This window comes from Lentzea atacamensis (genome assembly GCF_003269295.1).
Lineage (GTDB): Bacteria > Actinomycetota > Actinomycetes > Mycobacteriales > Pseudonocardiaceae > Lentzea > Lentzea atacamensis.
This window is the reverse complement of the sequence record NZ_QLTT01000001.1, coordinates 289,013-308,176: the sequence shown is the minus strand read 5'-3', so window position 1 is coordinate 308,176 and position 19,164 is coordinate 289,013. Positions and strand designations below refer to the sequence as shown.

Sequence of the window (19,164 nt, the reverse complement as noted above, 5' to 3'; positions counted from 1 at the left end):
AGAAGGTAACCCGATCGGCCTAACTTCGCGCGTCAGCTCAGCTCGCAGCCGTTCAGGGCAGCGTGACGAACGGGCGGAGGAAGTCCCGCGCTCCGGGGCTGTCCAGCCGGTAGACGACGTTCGTGGCGTAGCACGGCGAGTCACCGGTGATCGTCGTGGCGGCGAGGGTCAGCCTGCCGTCGATCGTGGCGAAGTTCGGGCCACCGGAGTCGCCGTAGCAGGCGCCGCCGTTGCCCTGCGGCGCCGTCATGGCGAGCCGGGCCCACGCGTTGTTCAGCGCGTTGAACGTCACCGGCGCCTTCATCCGGACACCGCCACCGGGGTGCGTGTGCCCGCCTGGACCGCGGCGGGCCTCCTGCGTGCCGTAGCCGGCGACCAGCCAGGGCGTGTCGTTGAGCCCCTGCGGTCCGAGCTCACCCAGGCGGTTCGCGGTGGGCAGCGTCGCCGGGGTGAACTTCCACCGCGCCTTCATCTGCTGCGCGGACACCTGCACCACGGAGATGTCGTGCGTGTCCTCCGCCGGGCCGGGGTAGGCGGGGTGGTTGTGCGCGGTGCCCGGCACCGCGACCGCCGCGGCGATCTGCGCCGGCGTGCCCGTGGCGTTGTCCAGCGCGGTCTGCACGTCCTGGTGCAGCGACACGTAGAACTTCACGTTCGCCGGCCAGTCGCTGGTGCAGTGCGCGGCCGTGAGGAACGTGTCGTCGTCGATCATCGTTCCGCTGCAGACCCAGTCGACGCGGTCCGGGGTCGCCGGGTTGTCGTCGTTGTCCCAGGTCGCGACGAGGGCACCGACCTCGGTGCGCTCGGGCGCGGGAGTGGCGTTGTAGGAGTTGATCGCGGACGCGGGCAGCGCGGACACCAGGAGAGCTGTGGCGGTGACCGCGGCTGTGCTCATCAAACGCATGCTGAAGCCCTTTCGACGGCGTGCGCGGATTCAACCTCCGCGCACGCCGCGGCAACAGCATTCACAGATGACCTATCGAAGTGCCGCCTCGATCGCCTCGGTGATCGCCGGCGCCTCGGGCTCGACGTTCGGCCGGAACCGGCCCAGCACCTCGCCGTCGCGCGAGACCAGGAACTTCTCGAAGTTCCACTGGACGTCGCCGGCGACGCCTTCCGCGTCCGCCTGACGCACCAGCTCCTGGTAAATCGCGTGCCGACCGGGCCCGTTGACCTCCAGCTTCTCGTACAGGGGGAACGACACCCCGTAGGTCGTCGAGCAGAAGGTGGCGATCTCCTCCGAGGTGCCGGGCTCCTGACCCGCGAACTGGTTGCACGGGAAGCCGATCACGGAGAAGCCGTCGTCGGCGTATTTCTCCTGCAGCCGCTCCAGACCCGCGTACTGAGGGGTCAGGCCGCAGCGCGAGGCGACGTTGACGATGAGCAGCACCTTGCCCCGCACCGCGTCGAGGCTGCCCGGCTCACCCGCGAGCGTGCTGACCGGGATGTCGTAGATCTCCATGCCACCAACGTAGTTCACGGTTGGATGATCACCGACGCGCACGGCGGTGATCAGGCGAGAGTGGCTCGGTACCTCAGGATCCCCTCGACGCCGCGCAGGAACGTCTCGCAGATCGGCTCAGGATCGGTGAGGCATCCCGCCGCCATCGCTCCGTCCCGCAGCATGACGAAATGCCGCGCCGCGGGCTCGGCCGCCGTCTCTCCCGTCCGTGCCAGCAGGTCGGTGACGGTGCTCAGAAACCACTCCCGATGAGCGAGGACCGCCTGGTGCACCGGGTGCGCGGGATCGGGGTACTCCGCCGCGGCGTTGAGAAACGCACATCCCCGGAAGCCGTCCGACCGGATGCCGCCGGCGATCGACTCCGCGACCGCCCGCACCGCCCCGGCCGCGTCGGGCGCGGCGGCGCGGGCCGTCTCCACCTGGGCGCGGATCGCCTCGTCGGCGAGGCGCAGGTAGGAGACCAGGAGATCTTCCTTGCTCGGGAAGTGCCGGTAGAAGGTCGCGCGGGTCACGGACGCCTCGGAGATGATCCGGTCGACACCGACCGAGTGCAGCCCCTCCGAGTAGAACAGCCGGCTCGCCGTGGTGAGCAGCCGCGATCGTGCTTCGGACACCGTCGCCCCACCTCTCCTTCTCGACGGCCACGCTAGCAGATAGAACGTTCGGTCTTGACGATGGCGCCACGCGGCTGTCATGGTTCAGCGAGAGACTGAACGTTCTATCTATCTGAGGGAGAACACTCATGAGCACCGCTGCTCTTCCGGAGACCGGTGTGGCACTCGGCTTGAGGCGCCTGTACTTCGTCCGGTTCGCCTTCGCGCTGTTGTGGGCCGGTTCGCTGGTCGCGACCGCGTCGAGCCTCAGCGCCGTGAGCCTCGCGCTGCTGGTGCTGTACCCGGTGTTCGACGTGGCCGCGGCGATCGTCGACCTCCGCTCGTCCAAGGAGACGAAGGCGGTCACGGGCCTCTACGTGAACATCGCGATCAGCCTGCTCGCCGCCACCGGCCTCGCCCTCGCCGCCTCGTCCGGCATCCCCGGCGTCCTGCGGGTCTGGGGGAGCTGGGCGATCGTGTCGGGGCTCGTCCAGCTCGTCGTCGGTGTTCTGCGGCGCGGCCTGGGTGGTCAGTGGCCGATGATCCTCAGCGGCGGGATTTCCGTCCTGGCGGGCACTTCGTTCATCCTCCAGTCCGCAAAGGACGGTGCGACGCTGGTGAACCTGGCCGGTTACGCACTTCTCGGCGGCATCTTCTTCCTCGTCTCCGCCTTGCGCCTGCGGGCGAGGTCAACCGCGGCGCGGTGATTCCGATCGGGAATCGCCCGACCAGCTGCATTGAAATTCTGTGTCTCAATAGGTGGCTGAATCCACCGATTCGTCCGCATGCTCCAAAGGTGGTATTCGCACACCCGTCCGCCGGAGTCGGCATTGTGGACTCCGCTGAATTTCCGCAGCTGGCAGCGCCTTTTGGTCTCCCCGGTTGCAACGGCCGGGGCAGTATTCGACTTGTTCGACAGTTCTGGTGAATATGTCAATTCTTGCTGTGCACGCATTATCGCGACGTGCGGTGCGATCTCCCTAAGATCAGGAGGGTGGCTGACGACTTCAATGAAAGTTCGCCATCCGGAAAACCTGAGAAACTCACTGCCGCATTCGCCATTCGCGCCGCGACGGAGCAGTTCGGTGCGCTGATCGGCAGGACGCCGGAAGCCGTTTCGGGGATACGCGCGCTGCCGGACGGCGGCTGGTCGGTGCTGGTCGACGTGCTCGAGCTCGAACGCATCCCGGCCACGACCAGCGTCATGTCCACCTATCGCGTCGACGTCGACGCGACGGGGGAGCTGTTCGGCTGCGAGCGGCTCCGGCGTTACACCCGCGGGACGACCGACATGTGAGGGGACGGTTCCACAGTGGACAACAGGTCCAGTTCTCTCGCCGACACGCTGGAACGCGTCCTGGACAAGGGCGTGGTGATCGTCGGGGACATCGCGGTCTGCGTGGTGGACATCGAGCTGCTCACGTTGCGGGTGAGGTTGTTCGTCGCGTCCGCGCAGACCGCCAGGGAGATGGGCATGGACTGGTGGACGGACGACCCGTTCTTCGCCCCGAAGGCGGTGGAGCGGGCCGCGGCGAACGAGCTGGCCGCGGAGAACGCCGAGCTGCGTGAGCGTCTCGCGGTGCTGGAGCGGGCGCTGGAGGAGAAACGACCATGAGCCGCGGCCTGTACGCGTACGCGATCACGAGAGATCGGCAGCTCGACCTGGCCGGGCCGTGGCTGATCGGCCACCGGGGCCTCGCCCTCGTCGTGGCCGAGGTCGAGCTCGACCGGTTCACCGGGCTCGAGCTCGACGAGCCCACTGAGGACAGTCCGCTGGCGGTGCTGGCCCGCTACCACGACGCCGTGGTGCGTGCGGTGTTCCAGCGCGAACCGGTGCTGCCACTGCGGTTCGGCACCGTCCTCGACGGTGTCGACGCCGCCGTGCGACTGCTCAGCGCTCGCCACGAGGAGGCGTCGGCCTGGCTGGACCGGGTCGAGGGGCGGCGCGAGTGGGGCGTCCGGGTGCGAGCCCCCGAGCGTGAGCCGATCAATCTGGACGAGATGTCGGGAACGGCTTATCTGACACTGCGCCGGCAGCGGCTGAACGCCACCGATGCCGTCCGGAGTGGCGCTGCCGCCGTGCACCGTGCACTGGAGCAGCGAGCCGCCGAGAGCACGTGCCGCGACCTCTCGGGCGACCTCCTGCTCGAAGCGGCGTACCTGGTGCGCACCGAGGACGAGGAGGACTTCCACGCCGAGGTTCGCCGGCTGACCGGGGAACTGGGGCTGCGAGTGGAGATCACCGGGCCCTGGCCGCCGTACTCGTTCACGAAGGTGGAGTTCGCCGATGCCTGAGCACACCGCCGCGAGCCTCGTCGACCTGCTCGACCGGGTGGTGCACCGGGGTGCGGTCGTGCGTGGCGACGTGGTCATCGCGTTGGCGGGCGTCGAGCTGATCCGGCTCGACCTGAGGCTGTTGCTGATCGGCATCGGCGGTGACCGGTGACCGCGCAGGACGCGGGCAGAGGGCTCGGCCGGATCGTCGTGGCCGTGCTGGAGATCGTGTGTGAACTGCTGGAGCGTCAAGCGCTGCGCCGGGTGGACGCGGGCACCCTCACGGCCGAGGAGACCGAGAACCTCGGCCAGGCGCTGATCTCACTGCAACGCCAGTTCGCGGCGTTGCGCGAAGCACTCGGTGAACCGGACTCCTCAGGTGTCCGGCTTCCCGTCGACATCGCGAGCCTGTTGCGCGAAGAGAGGGCATCATCGTGACCGCTCCTGCCGTGCCGAACACCGGCGGCCTGTCCGACGTGCTGAACGTCCTGCTGGACAAGGGACTCGTGATCGACGCGTCGGTGCGCGTGTCGCTGATCGGCATCGAGATCCTCGCCATCGACATCAAGGTCGTGATCGCGAGCGTCGACACCTACATCCGGTACCTGGAAGCGATGCAACGGCTGGAGGTGACCCGCCGGGGCCTCGCGGCGGCACCACCCGCGGCACAGGGCATCGGCGGTACCTACGGCCTGCTCGCCTCCGCGGTCCCGGCCATGGTCACCCCCGCGGTCGTCACGCCGGCCGCGGTCCAGGTGGAGGAACCCCAGCCGTGAGCCTGCACCTGCACGGCGTTGTGCGGGCATTGCACCGGCTGCCGGACGGATCACCGTTCCGGATGGTCGCGCTGGAGGACCTCGCCGTCGTCGTCAGCGACCGGCCGGACGGCCTCGCGCTGACCGAGCAGGAGGCCGTCGCCCAGCTGGCCGCGTTGTGCGCGTTGCTGCCGGGCGGACCGGTGCTGCCACTGCGCATCGGCACCACGGCGGTGGACGAGGCCGCCGCCCGCACGGCGGTGCTCGCACTGGGCCCACCGGCACTGCGGCACCATCTCGACCAGCTCGACGGCATGGCGGAGCTGCACGTGCGCCTGGCGTTCGACGAAGACACCGCGTTGCGCGCGGTCTACGAGAAGCGCACGTTCACGGGCCGCCGCACGGACACCCTCGCAGAAGGCGAGCTGATCGCGCGGGAAATCGTGGCGTGGCGCCGGAAAGAGGCGGAAGCACTGCTCGCACCGGTGTCGGCGGTGGCCCGGTCGACGGCGCTGCTTCCCGCACCCGAACACACCGTGGAACTCCGTGCGTACCTTCTGCCTCTGGACCAGATCGAGGCCGTGCGCGCCGCGGTGGCGGCGTTCACCGATGTCACGGCGACTTGCACCGGACCGTTGCCCGCGTACAACTTCCTTGACCTGAAACAACAACAGACGCGGCCGTCGTCCCGATGGGGCTGGTAGGGCTCAGGCGTTCGCGCCGCGGGCCACGAGCCCGCGTCCGGTGGTCAGGGGCAGGTCGAGTGCGGTGAGCAGGCCGGGTGGGGCGGCCACGACCGCGGGAACGGCGTTGACCAGACGCATGGCGGTCGACGCCACGCCCGCGGTGTTGTGGTCGCCGTCGCCACCGGTCAACCGCACGTCGACCACGTAGTTGGGTTCACCGGCGATCTCCACGCGGTAGCAGCCGGTGCCGACCGGCTGCGGCCAGTCCGGCGCGAGGTCCGCCCGCAGGCGGGTGACGTGCTCGAGCACGAGCACCGGCCGATCCGCGATCATGCCGCTGACGGTGAACCGCAGCGCCGCCATCGTGCCCTCGGCGATCGTGCGGCCCGCGGCCGGGAACGACTCGGGAGCCGCGAACCGCTCGTGGTCCTCGACGACCGAGTCCAGCGCGACGTCCAGCGCGGCGGCCAGCTGGCGGACCACGCTGCCCCAGGCAAGAGTGAGCACGCCGGGCTGCAACAGCAGGGGAGTGTGGTCGGGCGCCGAACCGAAGCCCATGATGTCGAACAACACCAACGGATTGTCGTAGGTGGAGTAGTCCGTGATCTCCGAGCATCGGATGAGGTCGATGCGCTGACACGTGCCGGACAGCAGCAGTGGCAGCCAGTCGTTGGCCCAGCCGGGGTCGATGCCGTTGACCCACAACGAACTTCCGCCGTCGATCGCGGCCTGGCGAACCGGCTCGATCAGCTCGGGCGGCACGGTTCCCTCCGGGTAGGACAGGAACACCGGACCGCTGGCCACCACGTTGATGCCCGCCCGCAACAGCAGGCACAGGTCGGCGATCGCCTCGGTCAACCGGTTGTCGGCCATCGCCGTGTAGACCACGCAGTCCGGCTTCGTCGCGATCAACTGGCCGGCATCCGTGGTCGCGCGGATCCCGACCGGGTCCACCCCGGCGAGCTCTCCCGCGTCGCGGCCGTCCTTGCCGGGGCCCGACACCCACACCCCGGCCAGCTCGAGTTCGGGGTGGTCGATGATGCCCCGCAACGCCCACTTGCCGATGTTGCCCGTGCTCCACTGCACCACGCGCATCTGGGCCTCCTCAGAGATCCGGCAGGTTGAAGTCGAGGTTGGGCGCGCCGATCCCGCCGTCGACCCGCAGCACCGATCCCGTGGTGTAGCCGGAGGCCCGCGACGCCAGGTACAGCACCGCTGCCGCGACCTCGTCGGGATGTCCCAGCCGGCGCAACGGTGTGGCCTGTTCCATCGAGGTCCTGATCTTCTCGTCGCGGGCGACCACGTCGAGTGCCGAGGTGTGGACCGAGCCCACGTCGATCGCGTTCACCCTGATCCGCGGCGCGAGGTCCGTGGCGGCCAGGTGCGTGTAGTGCGTCAGGGCCGCTTTCGCCGTGCCGTAGGCCAGGAAGCCGCGACCGGCGAGTCTGCCCATCACAGAGCTGATGTTGACCACCGACCCGCCGCCGCCCTTGAGCATGTGCGGTACCGCCGCGCAGGTCAGGGCGTGCGCGGTGGTCACGTTGAAGTGGAAGGCGTCTTCCAGGAAGTCCGGCGTTGTCGTCAGGAACGTGTTCGGCAACGTGCCGCCGACGTTGTTCACCACGACGTCCAGCCGCCCGAACCGCTCGACGGCCGTGTCCGCCAGCGCCGCCGTAGCGTCCACATCGGACAGATCTGCCGGCACGACGACGGCCCGCCGCCCCAGTACCTCGATCCTGCCCGCGACCTCGTTGAGCTGCTCCGCGGTACGTGCGCTGATCACCACGTCCGCGCCCGCCTCGGCCAGTGCCACCGCCGATGCCGCGCCGATGCCCCGTCCCGCTCCGGTCACCACCGCGACCGCGCCTGGCAAGCCGAACATGTCCGTCACCACTCGGCCACTGTTAAGCGCTGGTGCTTAAAAGTCAAGAAGCGCGTGTTAACGTAATGTCGTGGCCAGCGCGGACGCCAGGGAGCGGATCATCGTCGCCGCCGAGCGGTTGATCGCCGAGCACGGCGTCGAGGTGCCGTTGCGCGACATCGCGACGGCGGCGGGGCAGCGCAACAACTCCGCGGTCCAGTACCACTTCGGCTCCAGGGACGGGCTGATCGACGCCGTCGCCGAGTACCGCATCGCCGACCTGGAGCAGCACCGCCTGGAGCTGCTCACCGAGAGCGAGGCGGCCGGCGAGACGCACGACGTGCGGGCCTTGGTGTCGGCGTTGGTCGTGCCGATGCTGACCGTCCCGTACGAACACGGCGCCACCCACTACGCCCGGTTCCTCGAACAGGTCCGAACTCACCCGGCGCTGGCCGCGGACAGCAACCTCGGGCGAGCGGGGCGGGCCGCGGTCCGGCTGATCATCATGCGTCTGGACCGCGCGCTGCGGGACCTGCCACCCGAGATCCGGCGCCGGCGGCTGCGCGTCCTGCCCACCGTGCTGTTCGCCCTGCTCGCCGACCGCGAACGGGCCGTGTGCGCGGACGATCTACCGCGGGACGACCCGCAATCCGCTGCGGAACTGGTCGACCTGCTCATCGGACTGCTCACCGCGCCGGTGTCCACCGCCGCGTCGCCGTGAGCCCTCTCAGCCGGCGTGCACGACCCGCCCGCACCGGGCGAGCCACGTGCCGACGTGCAGCCATTCGCGGCCTTGGCGGTGGGTGACCAGCACTGTCGGGCGAAGGCAACGCGGGCACGGCTGCGGCGGCGAGTCGATGGTCATGGCGGGTTCTCTCCGGAGTCGTGGGGGTGGACGGCGGGGCGGACGGTCCGACCGCAGAGGCGCGCTGCGGCGAGCAGACCGTCCACCCCACCCGCCCGGTGCGCGTCGGTGTCAGCGGGGGGAGGCGACACCGGCATCGGGGGAACCACCGGGCACGTTTGAGAGCGGCCGACCGAGTCAGGCCGCCCCCGAACGAGATCAGGCGGCAGGAGCGACGACGCGGTGATCGGGCAGCATCAGGCCTCCGTCGTCGAACAGCACGATCCCGTTGCAGAGCAGGTACCAGCCCTGCTCGGGGTGAGCGACGGCGATCTCCGCCCACGGGCCGCGCGGGTCCGCCGCGTCAGGGCACTGTGGCTGGTGCTGGCACATGGCTGCGCTCCTGGTGTCCCGGCGGCCGGTTCTTCACCAGCCCGTGTGGTCCGGGCCACATGGAGAAATGGTGCTCGCGACACCCCGCGGACACATCGGGAGAAGTACGTAGAAGGCTACGGATTCCAAACCGTTGTGGGTTCCCCCCTGCGCCGCGGGGGCCACGGCACTACCGTGCGTTGTTATGGGCACGGTCGCCCGGAGGAGGACTTCGGGTCTTCCTCTGGAGCTGAGCAGCTTCGTCGGCCGCCGGCGTGAGGTGGACGAGGTCAGGCGCCTGTTGTCCGCGTCACGCCTCGTGACCCTCACCGGACCGGGCGGAGTCGGCAAGACGCGCCTCGCCCTGGAGGTGAGCCGCATCGTGCACCGGGCGTTCCCGGACGGGGTCGTGCTGGTCGAGCTGGACGAGCTGCGCGACGCCGAGCTCGTGGCGAACGCCGTGGCGCTGGCGGTGGGCATGCGCGAGGCCGGCCGGACCTCGCTCGAGATGCTGATCGACTACCTGTCGTCGCGCCGGCTGCTGCTGGTGCTGGACAACTCCGAGCATCTCGTGGACGCGGTCGCCGGACTGTCCCACGCGCTGCTGCAGACGTGTCACGAGCTGCGAATCCTCTCGACGAGCCGGGAGTGCCTCGGCATCGCGGGCGAGGCAGTCATGCCCGTGCCACCGCTCACCCTCCCGGCCCTGGAACGGCCGCTCGGCGAGCAGGAGCTGAACGGGTCGGAGGCGGTGACGCTGTTCGCGGAACGAGCGGCGTCCGTGCGGCTCGGCTTCACCGTGAACTCCGCCAACGGGGACGTGGTGGCCGAGATCTGCCAACGACTGGACGGCCTGCCGCTCGCGATCGAGCTGGCGGCGGCGCGGGTGCGGGCGCTGTCGGAGAAGGACATCCTCGCCCGGCTGCTGGACCAGCCCCAGTCGCTCACCGCGGGGCAGCGCGTGCTCCCCGCCCGGCAGCAGACGCTGCGGTCGTGCATCGAGTGGAGCCACGGCCTGTGCTCGGACGCGGAGAAGCTGCTGTGGGCGCGGCTGTCGGTGTTCGCCGGCGGGTTCGAGCTCGACGCCGCGGAAGACGTGTGCTGCGGTGCCGGGCTCGCCGTCGAGGAAGTGCTGAGCACCGTGTCCTCGTTGCTGGACAAGTCGGTGCTGGTCGCGGACCAGCACGGCGACGTGATGCGCTACCGGATGCTGGAGACCATCCGCGAGTTCGGCGTGGAACAGCTCGACCGCGCGGGTGAACACGCGGATCTCCTGCGCAGGCACCGCGACTTCCACCTCGGGCTGATCGACCAGGCCAACGCCGACTGGGTGAGCTCCCGGCAGGTGTTCTGGTTCGCCAGGCTGGACCGTGAGCACGCCAACGTCCAGGCGGCCGTGGACTACTGCCTCAAGGAACCGGGGGAGCTGGAGGCCGCGTTCCGGATGCTGTCCGGTCTGTTCCACTTCTACTGGTGGGGCCGCGGCTGGGCCAGGGAAGGCCGCCTGTGGCTGGGCCGTGCGCTCGACCGGCCGAGCCCGCCGTCCGTCGAGCGGGCCAGGGCGCTGCTCACCGACGGCAGCCTGGCGGCGGCGGACGGGCAGTTCGACGACAGCCTGCGCCGCCTGGCCGACGCGAGGACCATCGAGGCGGTCGTGAACGACCCGGCCATCACGGCCTTCGCCTGCTGGGTGGAAGGCAGCGTCGATCTGTACAGCGGTGACCTGCCGGCCGCGATCTCGGTCTTGGAGCGGGGCATCGCGGTGCTGGCACCCGGCGTCGACGTGCCGCGCCGCCTCGACCTGATGGTGAGCTACTCCAGCGCCGTGGGCCTCGCCGGTGACGTCGCCCGCGCCACCGCCTGCCACGAGGAGTGGCTGCGGATCACCGAGCCCGCGGGCGAGTGCTTCCACCGCTCGTACGCGCTCTGGAGCATGGGCATCTTCGCGATGGCGCAGGGTGACCACGACCGTGCCGCCGGGCTGTACCGGGAGAGCATCCGGCTGCGCCGCGACATCCGCGACCTCACCGGCATCGGCTGGTCCGTGGAGTCGCTGTCGTGGGTCGAGGCCGCGCTCGGGCACGTGGAACCGGCGGCGACGCTGCTCGGCGCGGCGGACCGCGTCTGGGAGATCATGGCCCGTCCGCTGCGCACCTACCAGCACATGTACCCCTACCACGAGGAAACCGAGCGCGTCGGGCGGAAACGACTGGGCGACAAGGGTTTCGACGAGGCGTTCGGGCGCGGCCGGTCGATGACGATCGACGAGGCCATGGCGTACTCCCTGGGCGAGGAGCCGGAGGCCGCCGCGCCGGTGGAGCCGCCGAGCGTGCTGACGCGGCGCGAGCGGGAGATCGCCGGCCTCATCGCCGAAGGGCTGACCAGCAGGGAGATCGCGGACCGGCTGGTGATCTCGGTGCGGACCGCGGAGACCCACACCGAGAACATCCTGACGAAGCTGGGGTTCAAGTCCAGGGTGCAGGTCGCGACCTGGGTGGCCGCGCAACGCCAGTAGATCCCCTCATCACCAGCCGGGGAGCTGCTCCGGCCGTCAGCTGTCCTGCCGCCGAGCGTTGATGAACGAGCGGTACCAGCGGTAGCTGGCGCGCGGTGTGCGGCGCTGGGTCGCGTAGTCGACGTGGATCAGGCCGAACCGGTGCTTGTAGCCGTGCGCCCACTCGAAGTTGTCGAGCAGCGACCAGCAGAAGTAGCCGCGGAGGTCCACTCCGGCCGCCGCGGCTGCTTCGGCCGCGGCGATGTGGTCGCGGAGATAGGCGATGCGGTCGTCGTCCTCGAAGGTTTCCGTGTCCGGGTAGACGCATCCGTTCTCCGTGACGTACACGGGAGGCAGATCGGGGTGACGGGCCTTGAGGTCCGTCAGCGCCGTGGTGAGACCGGCGGGTTCCACCGGCCAGCCCATGCCGGTGCGGGGCACGTCCGGCAGCTGGGTCGTGTCGACGCCGATGTCGTGGGCGGTGCGCTTGGCGGGATCCGGCTCCCGGTGCGGTGCGTCGGCGACGTGCAGGCGGTAGTAGTAGTTGAGACCGACGTGGTTCAGCGGCTCGCCGATGATCGACAGGTCCTCGTCGTGCCGGAACGAGAAGTCGGTGATCTCGCTGAACATCGAGGTCAGCTCGTCCGGATAGGTCCCGCCGAACAGCGGGTCGGTGAACTGCCTGCGCAACAGGCAGTCCTGCCGGCTCGCGGCGGCGACGTCGGCGGGGGAGTCCGTCACCGGCACGGTGGGGGACTGGTTGAGCACGATGCCGAACTCCTGGCCGGCCGCACCGTTGGCGCGCATGGCCCGCACGGCGAAACCGTGCCCCAGCAACAGGTGGTGCGCCGCCGCCAGTGCGCCGTGACCTTCCCTGGCGCCGGGGGCGTGCCGGCCTTCGCCGTAGCCCACGATCGAAGAGCAGTACGGCTCGTTCAGCGTGACCCACTTGGTGACGACGTCGCTCAGCGCCTCGTGCACGGTCGCGGCGTAGTCGGCGAACCGGTAGGACGTGTCGCGGCTGCGCCAGCCACCCAGGTCCTCCAGCGCCTGCGGCAGGTCCCAGTGGTACAGCGTGACGAACGGCTCGATCCCCTTGCCCAGCAACGCCTCGGCGAGCCGCCGGTAGAAGTCGAGGCCGCGCTGCTCCACCCGGCCGCGTCCCTCCGGCAGGATCCTCGGCCACGACACCGAGAAGCGGTACGCGTCCACGCCGAGGTCGACGAGCAACCGCACGTCCTCGGCCCAGCGGTGGTAGTGGTCCGCCGCCACGTCGCCGTTGTCGCCGTTCGCGACCGCGCCGGGCACCGCCGCGAACGTGTCCCAGATGGACGGACCGCGGCCGTCGAGCCGCGCCGCCCCCTCGATCTGATAGGCCGAGGTCGCCACACCCCAGCGGAAGCCGTCCGGAAAACTCACACCGATCTCCTTCGCGAGGTCAGCCCTTGACGGCGCCCGGCATGGTGCCGCCGACGATCTGGCGGCCGAACACTGCCGGGGATGTGCGGGGCCCATGACAACCGGGTCACACCGAGCCCGTCAAGTAACAAAACGATAAACGAGTCGACTGTGGCAGTCGTTTGAACAGGGAAACTGCTGCTCGTACGATGATGTAACCGCTTACGGTGAAACGGAGGTCCGATGGCGACCGGGCGTGAGATCGCCCAGCTCTGCGGTGTGTCCGTGGCGACGGTGTCGCGTGTCTTCAACCAGCCGGAAACGGTCAACGAGGAAACGCGGGAACGAGTGCTGCGAGTCGCGCGGGAGCTGGGCTACCAGCCCAACGAATCCGCGCGGGCGTTGTCGACGAAGCAGTCCACGATGATCGGACTGGTCTGGGACACCGACCACCGCAGGCCCGGCTGGCGGCACCCGTACCTGCAGGACCTGCTGATCGGGCTGAAGTCCGCGCTCAGCGTCCACGGTTACCACCTGCTGATGCTCGCGACCAGCGGTGACGCCCGCGAGGTCGGCGCGTCGCTCGCTGATCCGGTCGGCTACGTGAACATGACCCGCCGCCACCACCTCGGCGGGCTCGTCCTGATCGACAGCGGTTCCGACGCCGAGGCGTTCGAAGCCTTCGCGCAGTCAGGAGTTCCGTGCGTCGCGCTGGACGTAGCCGTCGACGGCCCCAGAGCCACCTACGTGACCTCCGACAACGCTGGCGGCGCGCGGGCGGCCACCCGGCACCTCACTGGACTCGGTCACACCCGGATCGCCACGATCACGGGCCCGCCGGGCAACCAGCCCTCCCGGGCCCGTGTCGCCGGCTACCGCGATGCACTGCGGGAGGCCGGTCTGCCGCCGCGCGACGAGTACGTCGTCGCCGGTGACTTCTACCGGACGAGTGGAACCGTTGCCATGCAACGACTTCTCGCACTGAACGAGCCGCCGACGGCTGTGTTCGCGGCCAGCGACGAGATGGCGGTCGGAGCGCTGCTGGCCGCCCGTGCCGCGGGACTGCGCGTGCCGGACGACCTGGCGATCGTCGGGTTCGACGACATCGAGATCGCCTCCGTGGTCGATCCGGCGCTCACCACGGTGGCCCAGGACAAACCGGGGTTCGGTGTGGCGGCCGCCAAAGCGATCATGGCCATGATCACCGGCGCTGGCCGCGAGGACCCGGTGATCCTGCCGACCCGGCTGGTCGTCAGGGACTCCTGCGGAGCCTGAACATCAGGCCGAGATGCCTGGTGCCCACGGATCGATGGGCACCACCTCGGTGATGTGCCCGCTTTCACTGAGCAGGCAACCCATCCGCTTCACCGCGCGCAACGTGACGGCGCGGTCGGTGAGGGTCAGCTGAGGCAGGCTGGTCGCGAGCTCCGCTTCCACGCGCTGGATGTCGCCGAGCGACCGCAACCAGAGCGTCGTGATCAGGTTGTCCGACCCGGTGACCGCCGCGCACAGCCGCACCTCCGTCCGTGTGGCCAGCTTCGTGGCGGTCTCGTCGAGCTGGTCGGGCGGCACGCGCGCCCAGAACGTCGTGGCGATCGGCCATCCGGTGATGGGCTGCGCGACCTCGCAGCGGAACGACAGCAGGCCGTCCTCCATCATCCAGTTGAGCCAGCGGCGCACCGCTGCGCCCGATCGCGGCCCCGATGTCCACCGCTGTCCGGCGTCCGTCGTGCAGCGCGCGGAGCACCTCCTGGTGGCGGAGCTTCCACACGGAGCCTTCCGGGGCTGTTGGAGAACCCGCTGCCCGGCGGCGAGGACTTCTCCCGAGTCGTGCGCGAGGTGCCCGGCACGTTCGTGCTGCTCGGCGCGGGAGACGGCCGGACGGGCAACCACTCGCCGCTCGCGGTGTTCGACGACGCGGTGCTGACGGACGGAGCCGCGGTGCTCGCCGAGCTCGCGCTGCGCCGAGGACAGCCGGCATGAACCTCACCGTTGTCGTCACCATCGCGGCGTTGCCGACCATCGCCTTGCTGGCGTGGGCGTTGTGGTTGCTGTTCAACGTGGTGATCGCGCGCCGGCACGGGCCGGACAGCCTGAAGATCACCCCGCAGATCGCACGGGCGTTCCGGCCGCAGCAGTGGGCCGGACCGCTGGGCAAGGACTCCGAACCACGGCAGGAGGTGTAGTTCTCGTGCACCCCAGGCAGATGTGATGTGAGCGCTAACGCTAGGCAAAGCGACGGCAAGAACGTTGTGCCAGCTGAGACAACTGAAACTTGCAAATCTCAAATTTCCTGCACCACAAGGGAAGAGCTTGTGCGGCCATTCTTGTCGTCTCAGGTGGTCAGGCCCTTGACGTGAAGTCGCTGCGTTATCCAGTGTTAGCGCTAACGCACCATGGTTTCCTGGGACGGGAGAACAGATGCACGCAAAGTTACGGCGGCTCATCGTCTGCGCCGCCGCGCTGGTCGCCACCGCACTGCCCGCCGCACCGGCGCTCGCGGAGTCCAACGGCGGAACACGCGTCATGCCGCTGGGCGACTCGATCACCGAGGGGACGCAGGTACCGGGCGGCTACCGCATCGGGCTGTGGCAGCGGGCCACCAGCGCGAACTACCGCGTGGACTTCGTCGGCTCGGAGTTCAACGGCCCGGCGTCGCTCGGGGACCACGACCATCAGGGCCACCCCGGCTGGCGCATCGACCAGATCCACGCGAACGTCGAAACCTGGCTCCGCAACACCACTCCGCGCACGGTTCTGCTGCACATCGGCACCAACGACGTGCTCCAGAACCACGACCTGGCGAACGCGCCCGCCCGCCTGTCGGCCCTGGTCGACCGCATCACCGCGACCGCGCCCAACGCCGACGTGTTCGTCGCGACGATCATCCCGCTGTCGAACGCGGGGCAGGAGTCCGCTGCCCGCGCCTACAACGCCACGATCCCCGGCATGGTGCAGAGCAAGGTGAACGCGGGCAAGCGGGTGCGCCTGGTCGACATGCACTCCGCGCTCACCACCAACGACCTGATCGACGGAGTCCACCCGACCGCGACCGGCTACGACAAGATGGCCGCGACCTGGTACAGCGCCCTGCGCAGCGTGCCCGGCAGCATCGGTGATCCCGTGGCGGGCAAGCGGATCGCCGGCGTCCCGTCAGGCCGGTGCGTGGACGTTCCCGGGGCGACCACCACCAACGGCACCCAGACCCAGCTGTGGGACTGCCACAGCGGAACCAACCAGAGCTGGGCCTACACCTCGAACCGGCAGCTGGTGGTCTACGGCACGAAGTGCCTGGACGCCTCGGGCTGGGGCACGACCAACGGCACGCAGGTGGCGATCTGGGACTGCACCGGCGGCGCGAACCAGCAGTGGAACGTCAACGCCAACGGCACCATCACCAACGCCTTGTCCAACCTGTGCCTCGACGCCAGCGGTCAGGGTTCCGCCAACGGCACCAAGCTCATCCTGTGGTCCTGCTCGGGGCAGTCCAACCAGCAGTGGCGGTTCTGACGACCGCTCGGAGCGCACCGGTCCCGAGCCCGGGGCCGGTGCGACCGTCAGACCACCAGCTTCTGGTACTGCTCGCGATCCATGTCGTACACCTCGAGCGTGAGCTGCGTCGGCAGTCCCTCCACCGGCTTGAGGTGTTCACGCGCGAGCTCGATGCCCACCCGCCCGACCTCCTGCTTCAGCTCGGCCGGCCGTCCCGACAACAGCCCGATCCGAACGTGGATCATCGCCGCGGGGGAGCCGTCGCCGATCACGCACTCCTCGATCTGGCGGAACCGCGTCTTGAACGCGGCCACCTCCGAGCTGACCAGCGGCGACAGGGCCTGGTGCAGCGCGAGGGCGAAGGCTCGGCGGTCGAACGCCCCGCTCAGCTCCGCGGAGTGCTCGACGGTGATCTGCGGCATGCGCCCACGCTACCGGTGATCAACAGGAATGCGCGGCGACCCGAGTCCGGCGCCCGGCGAGCGAGAGCGCGAGCCAGCCGAACGCACCCGCCCACCCGGCGAACGCCGCCGCGAGAGTCGGTTCCCACTCCGGCTGGCCGAGCCGCAGCACCCAGCTCACGCCGAACAGCACCAGGACAGCGGCGATGCCGAGATCATGCCCGGACGTGCGGGTGGCCGGTTCGGCGAAGATCCGGTCGAGCCACTCGGCGGACGCCACTGCGATGCCCAGCAGCAGGCCAGCGGTGATCAGGTGCCACGCCACGGCAGCGGGCAGTCCGGTGAACACGTGCAGCACGTCGAGCGCGGCCGCGGTGGTGAGCAGGGCGAGCGGCAGTACGACCAGACGGCGCGGCATTGTCGTTCCTTCCTGGAGCAAGTTCGAGGGATAGATACCCGCGATGGCCGCCGTCACACCTAGTATCGGCGGGGTGGACGTCCTGCGCAGGAACAACGTCGTGGTCACCGGCAACGAGACCGGTCCAGCCGTGCTGCTCGCACACGGTTTCGGCTGCGATCAGAACCTGTGGCGCAGAATCGTCCCGGACCTGGCCGAACGGTGTCGCGTGGTGTTGTTCGACCACACCGGGTGCGGCCGCTCGGACGTGAGCGCGTGGTCCGCCGAGCGTTACAGCGGCCTCGACGGGTACGCCGACGACGTGCTGGAGATCTGCAGCGCGCTCGACCTGCGCGATGTCGTGCTGGTCGGTCACTCGGTCAGCGCCATGATCGCCGTGCTGGCCGCGAACAGGGAGCCGGAACGGTTCGCGCAGCTGGTCCTCCTCACGCCCTCACCGTGCTATGTGGACGATGACGACTACCGCGGCGGGTTCAGCCGGGAGGACGTCGACGAGCTGCTCGCCGCGCTGGAGTCGAACTACCTGGGCTGGTCCGCCGCGATGGCACCGGTCATCGTGGACAACCCCGATCGGCCCGAGCTCGCGGAGGAGTTGAAGAACAGCTTCTGCCGCACGGATCCGGCGATCGCGCGGGTGTTCGCCCGCGCCACGTTCCTGTCGGACAACCGCACCGACCTGGCGAGGGTGACCGTGCCAACGCTGGTGATCCAGTGCGCCGTCGACGCCATCGCGCCGCCGGAGGTCGGGCAGTACACGCACGAGCAGATCGCCGGCAGCGAGCTGGTCACGCTGAACGCGACCGGACACTGCCCGCAGCTGAGCGCACCGGAGATCACCGCGAAGGCGATCCTGGAGTTCGTGGACACCCGATGACGTGGGACAGCGGGACGTTCGCGGCGTTGCTGGAGGACAGCGCGGAGGACCTCTACGACAACGCGCCCTGCGGCTACGTCTCGACGTTGCTGGACGGCACCATCGCGAAGATCAACGCGACGCTGCTGGCCTGGCTCGGTTACGACCGGGACGAGCTCGTCGGCCGCAGGCGGTTCCCCGAGCTGCTGACGGTCGGCGGCCGGATGTACTACGAGACGCACTTCGCGCCGTTGCTGCAGATGCAGGGCGAGATCGGCGGCGTCGCGCTGGAGGTGAGGACCGCGGACGGCACGCGGCTGCCGGTGCTGCTGACCTCCACCGTCAAGAACGGTCCCGGCGGCGAGGCGCAGCTGATCCGCACGACGGTGTTCGACGCCCGCGACCGGCGCGCGTACGAGGAGGAGCTGCTGCGCGCCCGGCAGCAGGCCGAACGGGAACGTGACAAGGCCCAGCAGCTGGCGAGGACGTTGCAGCAGACCCTGTTGCCGCCCGCGCTGCCCGTGATACCCGGAGTGCAGGTCGAGGCCCGTTACCACCCGGCGTCGCTCGACCAGGTCGGCGGCGACTTCTACGACGTGTTCCCGCTCGGGGGCGACACCTGGGGCTTCTTCCTCGGCGACGTGTCCGGCAAGGGCGTGGACGCGGCGGTGGTGACCTCGCTGACGCGCTACACCCTGCGCGCCGCGGCGATCAACAACCCGGATCCGGTCAGCGTGCTGAAGAACCTCAACACCGTCCTCAACCACGCGAAATCGCGCCTGTGCACGGTCATCTACGGCTGCATCCGGCCCGCCGGCGACGGCGCCACCGTCACGCTGGCCACCGGCGGGCACACCCCGCCGCTGCTCCTGCGCGCGGACGGCACCGCGGAGCTGGTGGAACTGCCGGGCGGGCAACTGGTCGGCGTGCTGCCGGACGCCCGCGTCGTCACGACCGAGCTCCGCCTGACGCCGGGCGACGTGCTGCTGTGCTACACCGACGGCTTGACCGAGGCACGAGTCGACGGCGCCGTCCGCTACAGCGAGGAGGAGCTGCGAGACGACCTGGCCGGCTTGGCACCGGCCACTGCTGTGTCGGTGATCGCCGCGGCGGGCCGGTTGCTCGCGGGTTTCGGCGATGGCGTCGAGGACGACACGGCGTTGCTCGCGTTCGGCGTTGAACCGCTCGGCGCGATCAGCCCGGTTTCGTAGGCGGGTACGGCGGCCTGGGCGACGGTGTCGAGGGCGACACGGCGTTGCCG

27 protein-coding genes are annotated in these 19,164 nt (G+C 69.7%); 16 read left to right on the top strand and 11 right to left on the bottom strand.

Features of this window, described 5'->3' with window-relative positions:
• Window positions 1–52: 52 nt before the first annotated feature.
• The 3 genes from C8D87_RS01660 to C8D87_RS01650 form a co-directional block, all read right to left on the bottom strand.
• Window positions 53–895 carry a trypsin-like serine protease gene (locus C8D87_RS01660; protein ID WP_233441853.1) on the bottom strand — a complete coding sequence of 281 codons (843 nt, stop codon included), beginning with the start codon at window positions 893–895 and terminating at the stop codon, window positions 53–55.
• 81 nt (window positions 896–976) lie between these two features.
• On the bottom strand, window positions 977–1,462 hold the full coding sequence (locus tag C8D87_RS01655) for a glutathione peroxidase (protein ID WP_112226206.1): 486 nt from the start codon (window positions 1,460–1,462) through the stop codon (window positions 977–979).
• A 50-nt stretch (window positions 1,463–1,512) separates the two neighbouring features.
• Window positions 1,513–2,076 (bottom strand): TetR/AcrR family transcriptional regulator, encoded by a 564-nt coding sequence (locus C8D87_RS01650; protein ID WP_112225265.1) that lies wholly within the window; start codon window positions 2,074–2,076, stop codon window positions 1,513–1,515.
• 128 nt (window positions 2,077–2,204) lie between these two features.
• On the opposite strand from C8D87_RS01650, the gene C8D87_RS01645 reads away from it, so the two are divergent.
• The 8 genes from C8D87_RS01645 (at window position 2,205) to C8D87_RS01610 (ending at window position 5,788) form a co-directional block, all read left to right on the top strand.
• A complete protein-coding gene (locus C8D87_RS01645; protein WP_112225264.1) occupies window positions 2,205–2,762 on the top strand; it encodes a hypothetical protein in 558 nt (185 codons plus the stop codon).
• 287 nt (window positions 2,763–3,049) lie between these two features.
• Window positions 3,050–3,352 (top strand): gas vesicle protein GvpO, encoded by a 303-nt coding sequence (locus C8D87_RS01640; RefSeq protein ID WP_112225263.1) that lies wholly within the window; start codon window positions 3,050–3,052, stop codon window positions 3,350–3,352.
• Between the two features lie 15 nt (window positions 3,353–3,367).
• Complete coding sequence (locus C8D87_RS01635; protein WP_112225262.1) at window positions 3,368–3,670, top strand: gas vesicle protein; 303 nt, start codon at window positions 3,368–3,370, stop codon at window positions 3,668–3,670.
• The gene (locus tag C8D87_RS01630) at window positions 3,667–4,350 is read left to right on the top strand and encodes a GvpL/GvpF family gas vesicle protein (RefSeq protein WP_109636860.1); all 684 of its coding nucleotides are present in this window, start codon (window positions 3,667–3,669) and stop codon (window positions 4,348–4,350) included. Before C8D87_RS01635 ends, C8D87_RS01630 begins: the two co-directional genes overlap by 4 nt.
• A complete protein-coding gene (gene gvpJ / locus C8D87_RS01625; RefSeq protein ID WP_109636861.1) occupies window positions 4,343–4,501 on the top strand; it encodes a gas vesicle protein GvpJ in 159 nt (52 codons plus the stop codon). The genes C8D87_RS01630 and gvpJ (C8D87_RS01625) overlap by 8 nt, the downstream gene beginning before the upstream one ends.
• On the top strand, window positions 4,498–4,767 hold the full coding sequence (locus C8D87_RS01620; RefSeq protein WP_109636862.1) for a gas vesicle protein K: 270 nt from the start codon (window positions 4,498–4,500) through the stop codon (window positions 4,765–4,767). The genes gvpJ (C8D87_RS01625) and C8D87_RS01620 overlap by 4 nt, the downstream gene beginning before the upstream one ends.
• Window positions 4,764–5,105 carry a gas vesicle protein GvpJ gene (gene gvpJ / locus C8D87_RS01615; protein WP_109636863.1) on the top strand — a complete coding sequence of 114 codons (342 nt, stop codon included), beginning with the start codon at window positions 4,764–4,766 and terminating at the stop codon, window positions 5,103–5,105. The genes C8D87_RS01620 and gvpJ (C8D87_RS01615) overlap by 4 nt, the downstream gene beginning before the upstream one ends.
• On the top strand, window positions 5,102–5,788 hold the full coding sequence (locus C8D87_RS01610; protein WP_112225261.1) for a GvpL/GvpF family gas vesicle protein: 687 nt from the start codon (window positions 5,102–5,104) through the stop codon (window positions 5,786–5,788). The genes gvpJ (C8D87_RS01615) and C8D87_RS01610 overlap by 4 nt, the downstream gene beginning before the upstream one ends.
• Before the next feature lie 3 nt (window positions 5,789–5,791).
• Here the strand turns inward: C8D87_RS01610 and C8D87_RS01605 are convergent, their stop codons facing one another.
• Together C8D87_RS01605 and C8D87_RS01600 are read right to left on the bottom strand one after the other, a co-directional pair.
• Window positions 5,792–6,865 carry an NAD(P)H-dependent amine dehydrogenase family protein gene (locus C8D87_RS01605; RefSeq protein WP_112225260.1) on the bottom strand — a complete coding sequence of 358 codons (1,074 nt, stop codon included), beginning with the start codon at window positions 6,863–6,865 and terminating at the stop codon, window positions 5,792–5,794.
• A gap of 10 nt (window positions 6,866–6,875) precedes the next feature.
• A complete protein-coding gene (locus C8D87_RS01600) occupies window positions 6,876–7,664 on the bottom strand; it encodes an SDR family oxidoreductase (protein WP_112225259.1) in 789 nt (262 codons plus the stop codon).
• A gap of 58 nt (window positions 7,665–7,722) precedes the next feature.
• On the opposite strand from C8D87_RS01600, the gene C8D87_RS01595 reads away from it, so the two are divergent.
• On the top strand, window positions 7,723–8,352 hold the full coding sequence (locus tag C8D87_RS01595) for a TetR/AcrR family transcriptional regulator (RefSeq protein ID WP_112225258.1): 630 nt from the start codon (window positions 7,723–7,725) through the stop codon (window positions 8,350–8,352).
• A gap of 6 nt (window positions 8,353–8,358) precedes the next feature.
• Here C8D87_RS01595 and C8D87_RS45600 read toward each other — a convergent pair whose 3' ends face one another.
• On the bottom strand, window positions 8,359–8,496 hold the full coding sequence (locus C8D87_RS45600; RefSeq protein WP_170166279.1) for a hypothetical protein: 138 nt from the start codon (window positions 8,494–8,496) through the stop codon (window positions 8,359–8,361).
• Between the two features lie 198 nt (window positions 8,497–8,694).
• Window positions 8,695–8,868, bottom strand: coding sequence for a DUF5999 family protein (locus C8D87_RS45595; RefSeq protein WP_170154946.1), 174 nt, complete (start codon window positions 8,866–8,868; stop codon window positions 8,695–8,697).
• 184 nt (window positions 8,869–9,052) lie between these two features.
• On the opposite strand from C8D87_RS45595, the gene C8D87_RS01590 reads away from it, so the two are divergent.
• Window positions 9,053–11,362, top strand: coding sequence for an ATP-binding protein (locus C8D87_RS01590; protein WP_112225257.1), 2,310 nt, complete (start codon window positions 9,053–9,055; stop codon window positions 11,360–11,362).
• Window positions 11,363–11,398: 36 nt separating this feature from the next.
• Here C8D87_RS01590 and C8D87_RS01585 read toward each other — a convergent pair whose 3' ends face one another.
• Window positions 11,399–12,766, bottom strand: coding sequence for a GH1 family beta-glucosidase (locus C8D87_RS01585; RefSeq protein ID WP_112226204.1), 1,368 nt, complete (start codon window positions 12,764–12,766; stop codon window positions 11,399–11,401).
• A 216-nt stretch (window positions 12,767–12,982) separates the two neighbouring features.
• Between C8D87_RS01585 and C8D87_RS01580 the strand changes: the two genes are divergently transcribed.
• Window positions 12,983–14,014 (top strand): LacI family DNA-binding transcriptional regulator, encoded by a 1,032-nt coding sequence (locus C8D87_RS01580; protein ID WP_112225256.1) that lies wholly within the window; start codon window positions 12,983–12,985, stop codon window positions 14,012–14,014.
• Window positions 14,015–14,017: 3 nt separating this feature from the next.
• Here the strand turns inward: C8D87_RS01580 and C8D87_RS01575 are convergent, their stop codons facing one another.
• Window positions 14,018–14,419, bottom strand: a complete 402-nt coding sequence (locus tag C8D87_RS01575; protein ID WP_233441852.1) for an Lrp/AsnC family transcriptional regulator — start codon at window positions 14,417–14,419, stop codon at window positions 14,018–14,020.
• A gap of 108 nt (window positions 14,420–14,527) precedes the next feature.
• On the opposite strand from C8D87_RS01575, the gene C8D87_RS01570 reads away from it, so the two are divergent.
• The 3 genes from C8D87_RS01570 (at window position 14,528) to C8D87_RS01560 (ending at window position 16,249) form a co-directional block, all read left to right on the top strand.
• On the top strand, window positions 14,528–14,722 hold the full coding sequence (locus C8D87_RS01570; RefSeq protein ID WP_411711324.1) for a hypothetical protein: 195 nt from the start codon (window positions 14,528–14,530) through the stop codon (window positions 14,720–14,722).
• Window positions 14,719–14,925: a hypothetical protein gene (locus tag C8D87_RS01565; protein ID WP_109636872.1), complete on the top strand. Its 207-nt coding sequence runs from the start codon at window positions 14,719–14,721 to the stop codon at window positions 14,923–14,925. The genes C8D87_RS01570 and C8D87_RS01565 overlap by 4 nt, the downstream gene beginning before the upstream one ends.
• Window positions 14,926–15,160: 235 nt before the next feature.
• On the top strand, window positions 15,161–16,249 hold the full coding sequence (locus C8D87_RS01560; protein WP_109636873.1) for an RICIN domain-containing protein: 1,089 nt from the start codon (window positions 15,161–15,163) through the stop codon (window positions 16,247–16,249).
• A gap of 47 nt (window positions 16,250–16,296) precedes the next feature.
• Here the strand turns inward: C8D87_RS01560 and C8D87_RS01555 are convergent, their stop codons facing one another.
• A complete protein-coding gene (locus C8D87_RS01555) occupies window positions 16,297–16,653 on the bottom strand; it encodes a 5-carboxymethyl-2-hydroxymuconate Delta-isomerase (protein ID WP_112225255.1) in 357 nt (118 codons plus the stop codon).
• A gap of 19 nt (window positions 16,654–16,672) precedes the next feature.
• Window positions 16,673–17,050: a hypothetical protein gene (locus tag C8D87_RS01550; protein WP_109636875.1), complete on the bottom strand. Its 378-nt coding sequence runs from the start codon at window positions 17,048–17,050 to the stop codon at window positions 16,673–16,675.
• Between the two features lie 43 nt (window positions 17,051–17,093).
• Here C8D87_RS01550 and C8D87_RS01545 point away from each other — a divergent pair, with 43 nt between their 5' ends.
• Both C8D87_RS01545 and C8D87_RS01540 read left to right on the top strand, forming a co-directional pair.
• The gene (locus tag C8D87_RS01545) at window positions 17,094–17,924 is read left to right on the top strand and encodes an alpha/beta fold hydrolase (RefSeq protein ID WP_233439532.1); all 831 of its coding nucleotides are present in this window, start codon (window positions 17,094–17,096) and stop codon (window positions 17,922–17,924) included.
• Window positions 17,921–19,114, top strand: a complete 1,194-nt coding sequence (locus C8D87_RS01540) for a PP2C family protein-serine/threonine phosphatase (RefSeq protein WP_109636877.1) — start codon at window positions 17,921–17,923, stop codon at window positions 19,112–19,114. Before C8D87_RS01545 ends, C8D87_RS01540 begins: the two co-directional genes overlap by 4 nt.
• Window positions 19,115–19,164 lie beyond the last annotated feature (50 nt).

What these genes read in the sequence shown, in the direction of transcription:
- C8D87_RS01660 (WP_233441853.1), bottom strand. Translation starts at nt 895, where the DNA reads ATGAGCACAGCCGCGGTCACCGCCACAGCTCTCCTGGTGTCCGCGCTG.
- C8D87_RS01655 (WP_112226206.1), bottom strand. Translation starts at nt 1,462, where the DNA reads ATGGAGATCTACGACATCCCGGTCAGCACGCTCGCGGGTGAGCCGGGC.
- C8D87_RS01645 (WP_112225264.1), top strand. Translation starts at nt 2,205, where the DNA reads ATGAGCACCGCTGCTCTTCCGGAGACCGGTGTGGCACTCGGCTTGAGG.
- C8D87_RS01630 (WP_109636860.1), top strand. Translation starts at nt 3,667, where the DNA reads ATGAGCCGCGGCCTGTACGCGTACGCGATCACGAGAGATCGGCAGCTC.
- gvpJ (WP_109636861.1), top strand. Translation starts at nt 4,343, where the DNA reads ATGCCTGAGCACACCGCCGCGAGCCTCGTCGACCTGCTCGACCGGGTG.
- C8D87_RS01605 (WP_112225260.1), bottom strand. Translation starts at nt 6,865, where the DNA reads ATGCGCGTGGTGCAGTGGAGCACGGGCAACATCGGCAAGTGGGCGTTG.
- C8D87_RS45600 (WP_170166279.1), bottom strand. Translation starts at nt 8,496, where the DNA reads ATGACCATCGACTCGCCGCCGCAGCCGTGCCCGCGTTGCCTTCGCCCG.
- C8D87_RS45595 (WP_170154946.1), bottom strand. Translation starts at nt 8,868, where the DNA reads ATGTGCCAGCACCAGCCACAGTGCCCTGACGCGGCGGACCCGCGCGGC.
- C8D87_RS01590 (WP_112225257.1), top strand. Translation starts at nt 9,053, where the DNA reads ATGGGCACGGTCGCCCGGAGGAGGACTTCGGGTCTTCCTCTGGAGCTG.
- C8D87_RS01580 (WP_112225256.1), top strand. Translation starts at nt 12,983, where the DNA reads ATGGCGACCGGGCGTGAGATCGCCCAGCTCTGCGGTGTGTCCGTGGCG.
- C8D87_RS01565 (WP_109636872.1), top strand. Translation starts at nt 14,719, where the DNA reads ATGAACCTCACCGTTGTCGTCACCATCGCGGCGTTGCCGACCATCGCC.
- C8D87_RS01560 (WP_109636873.1), top strand. Translation starts at nt 15,161, where the DNA reads ATGCACGCAAAGTTACGGCGGCTCATCGTCTGCGCCGCCGCGCTGGTC.
- C8D87_RS01555 (WP_112225255.1), bottom strand. Translation starts at nt 16,653, where the DNA reads ATGCCGCAGATCACCGTCGAGCACTCCGCGGAGCTGAGCGGGGCGTTC.
- C8D87_RS01550 (WP_109636875.1), bottom strand. Translation starts at nt 17,050, where the DNA reads ATGCCGCGCCGTCTGGTCGTACTGCCGCTCGCCCTGCTCACCACCGCG.
- C8D87_RS01545 (WP_233439532.1), top strand. Translation starts at nt 17,094, where the DNA reads ATGGCCGCCGTCACACCTAGTATCGGCGGGGTGGACGTCCTGCGCAGG.
- C8D87_RS01540 (WP_109636877.1), top strand. Translation starts at nt 17,921, where the DNA reads ATGACGTGGGACAGCGGGACGTTCGCGGCGTTGCTGGAGGACAGCGCG.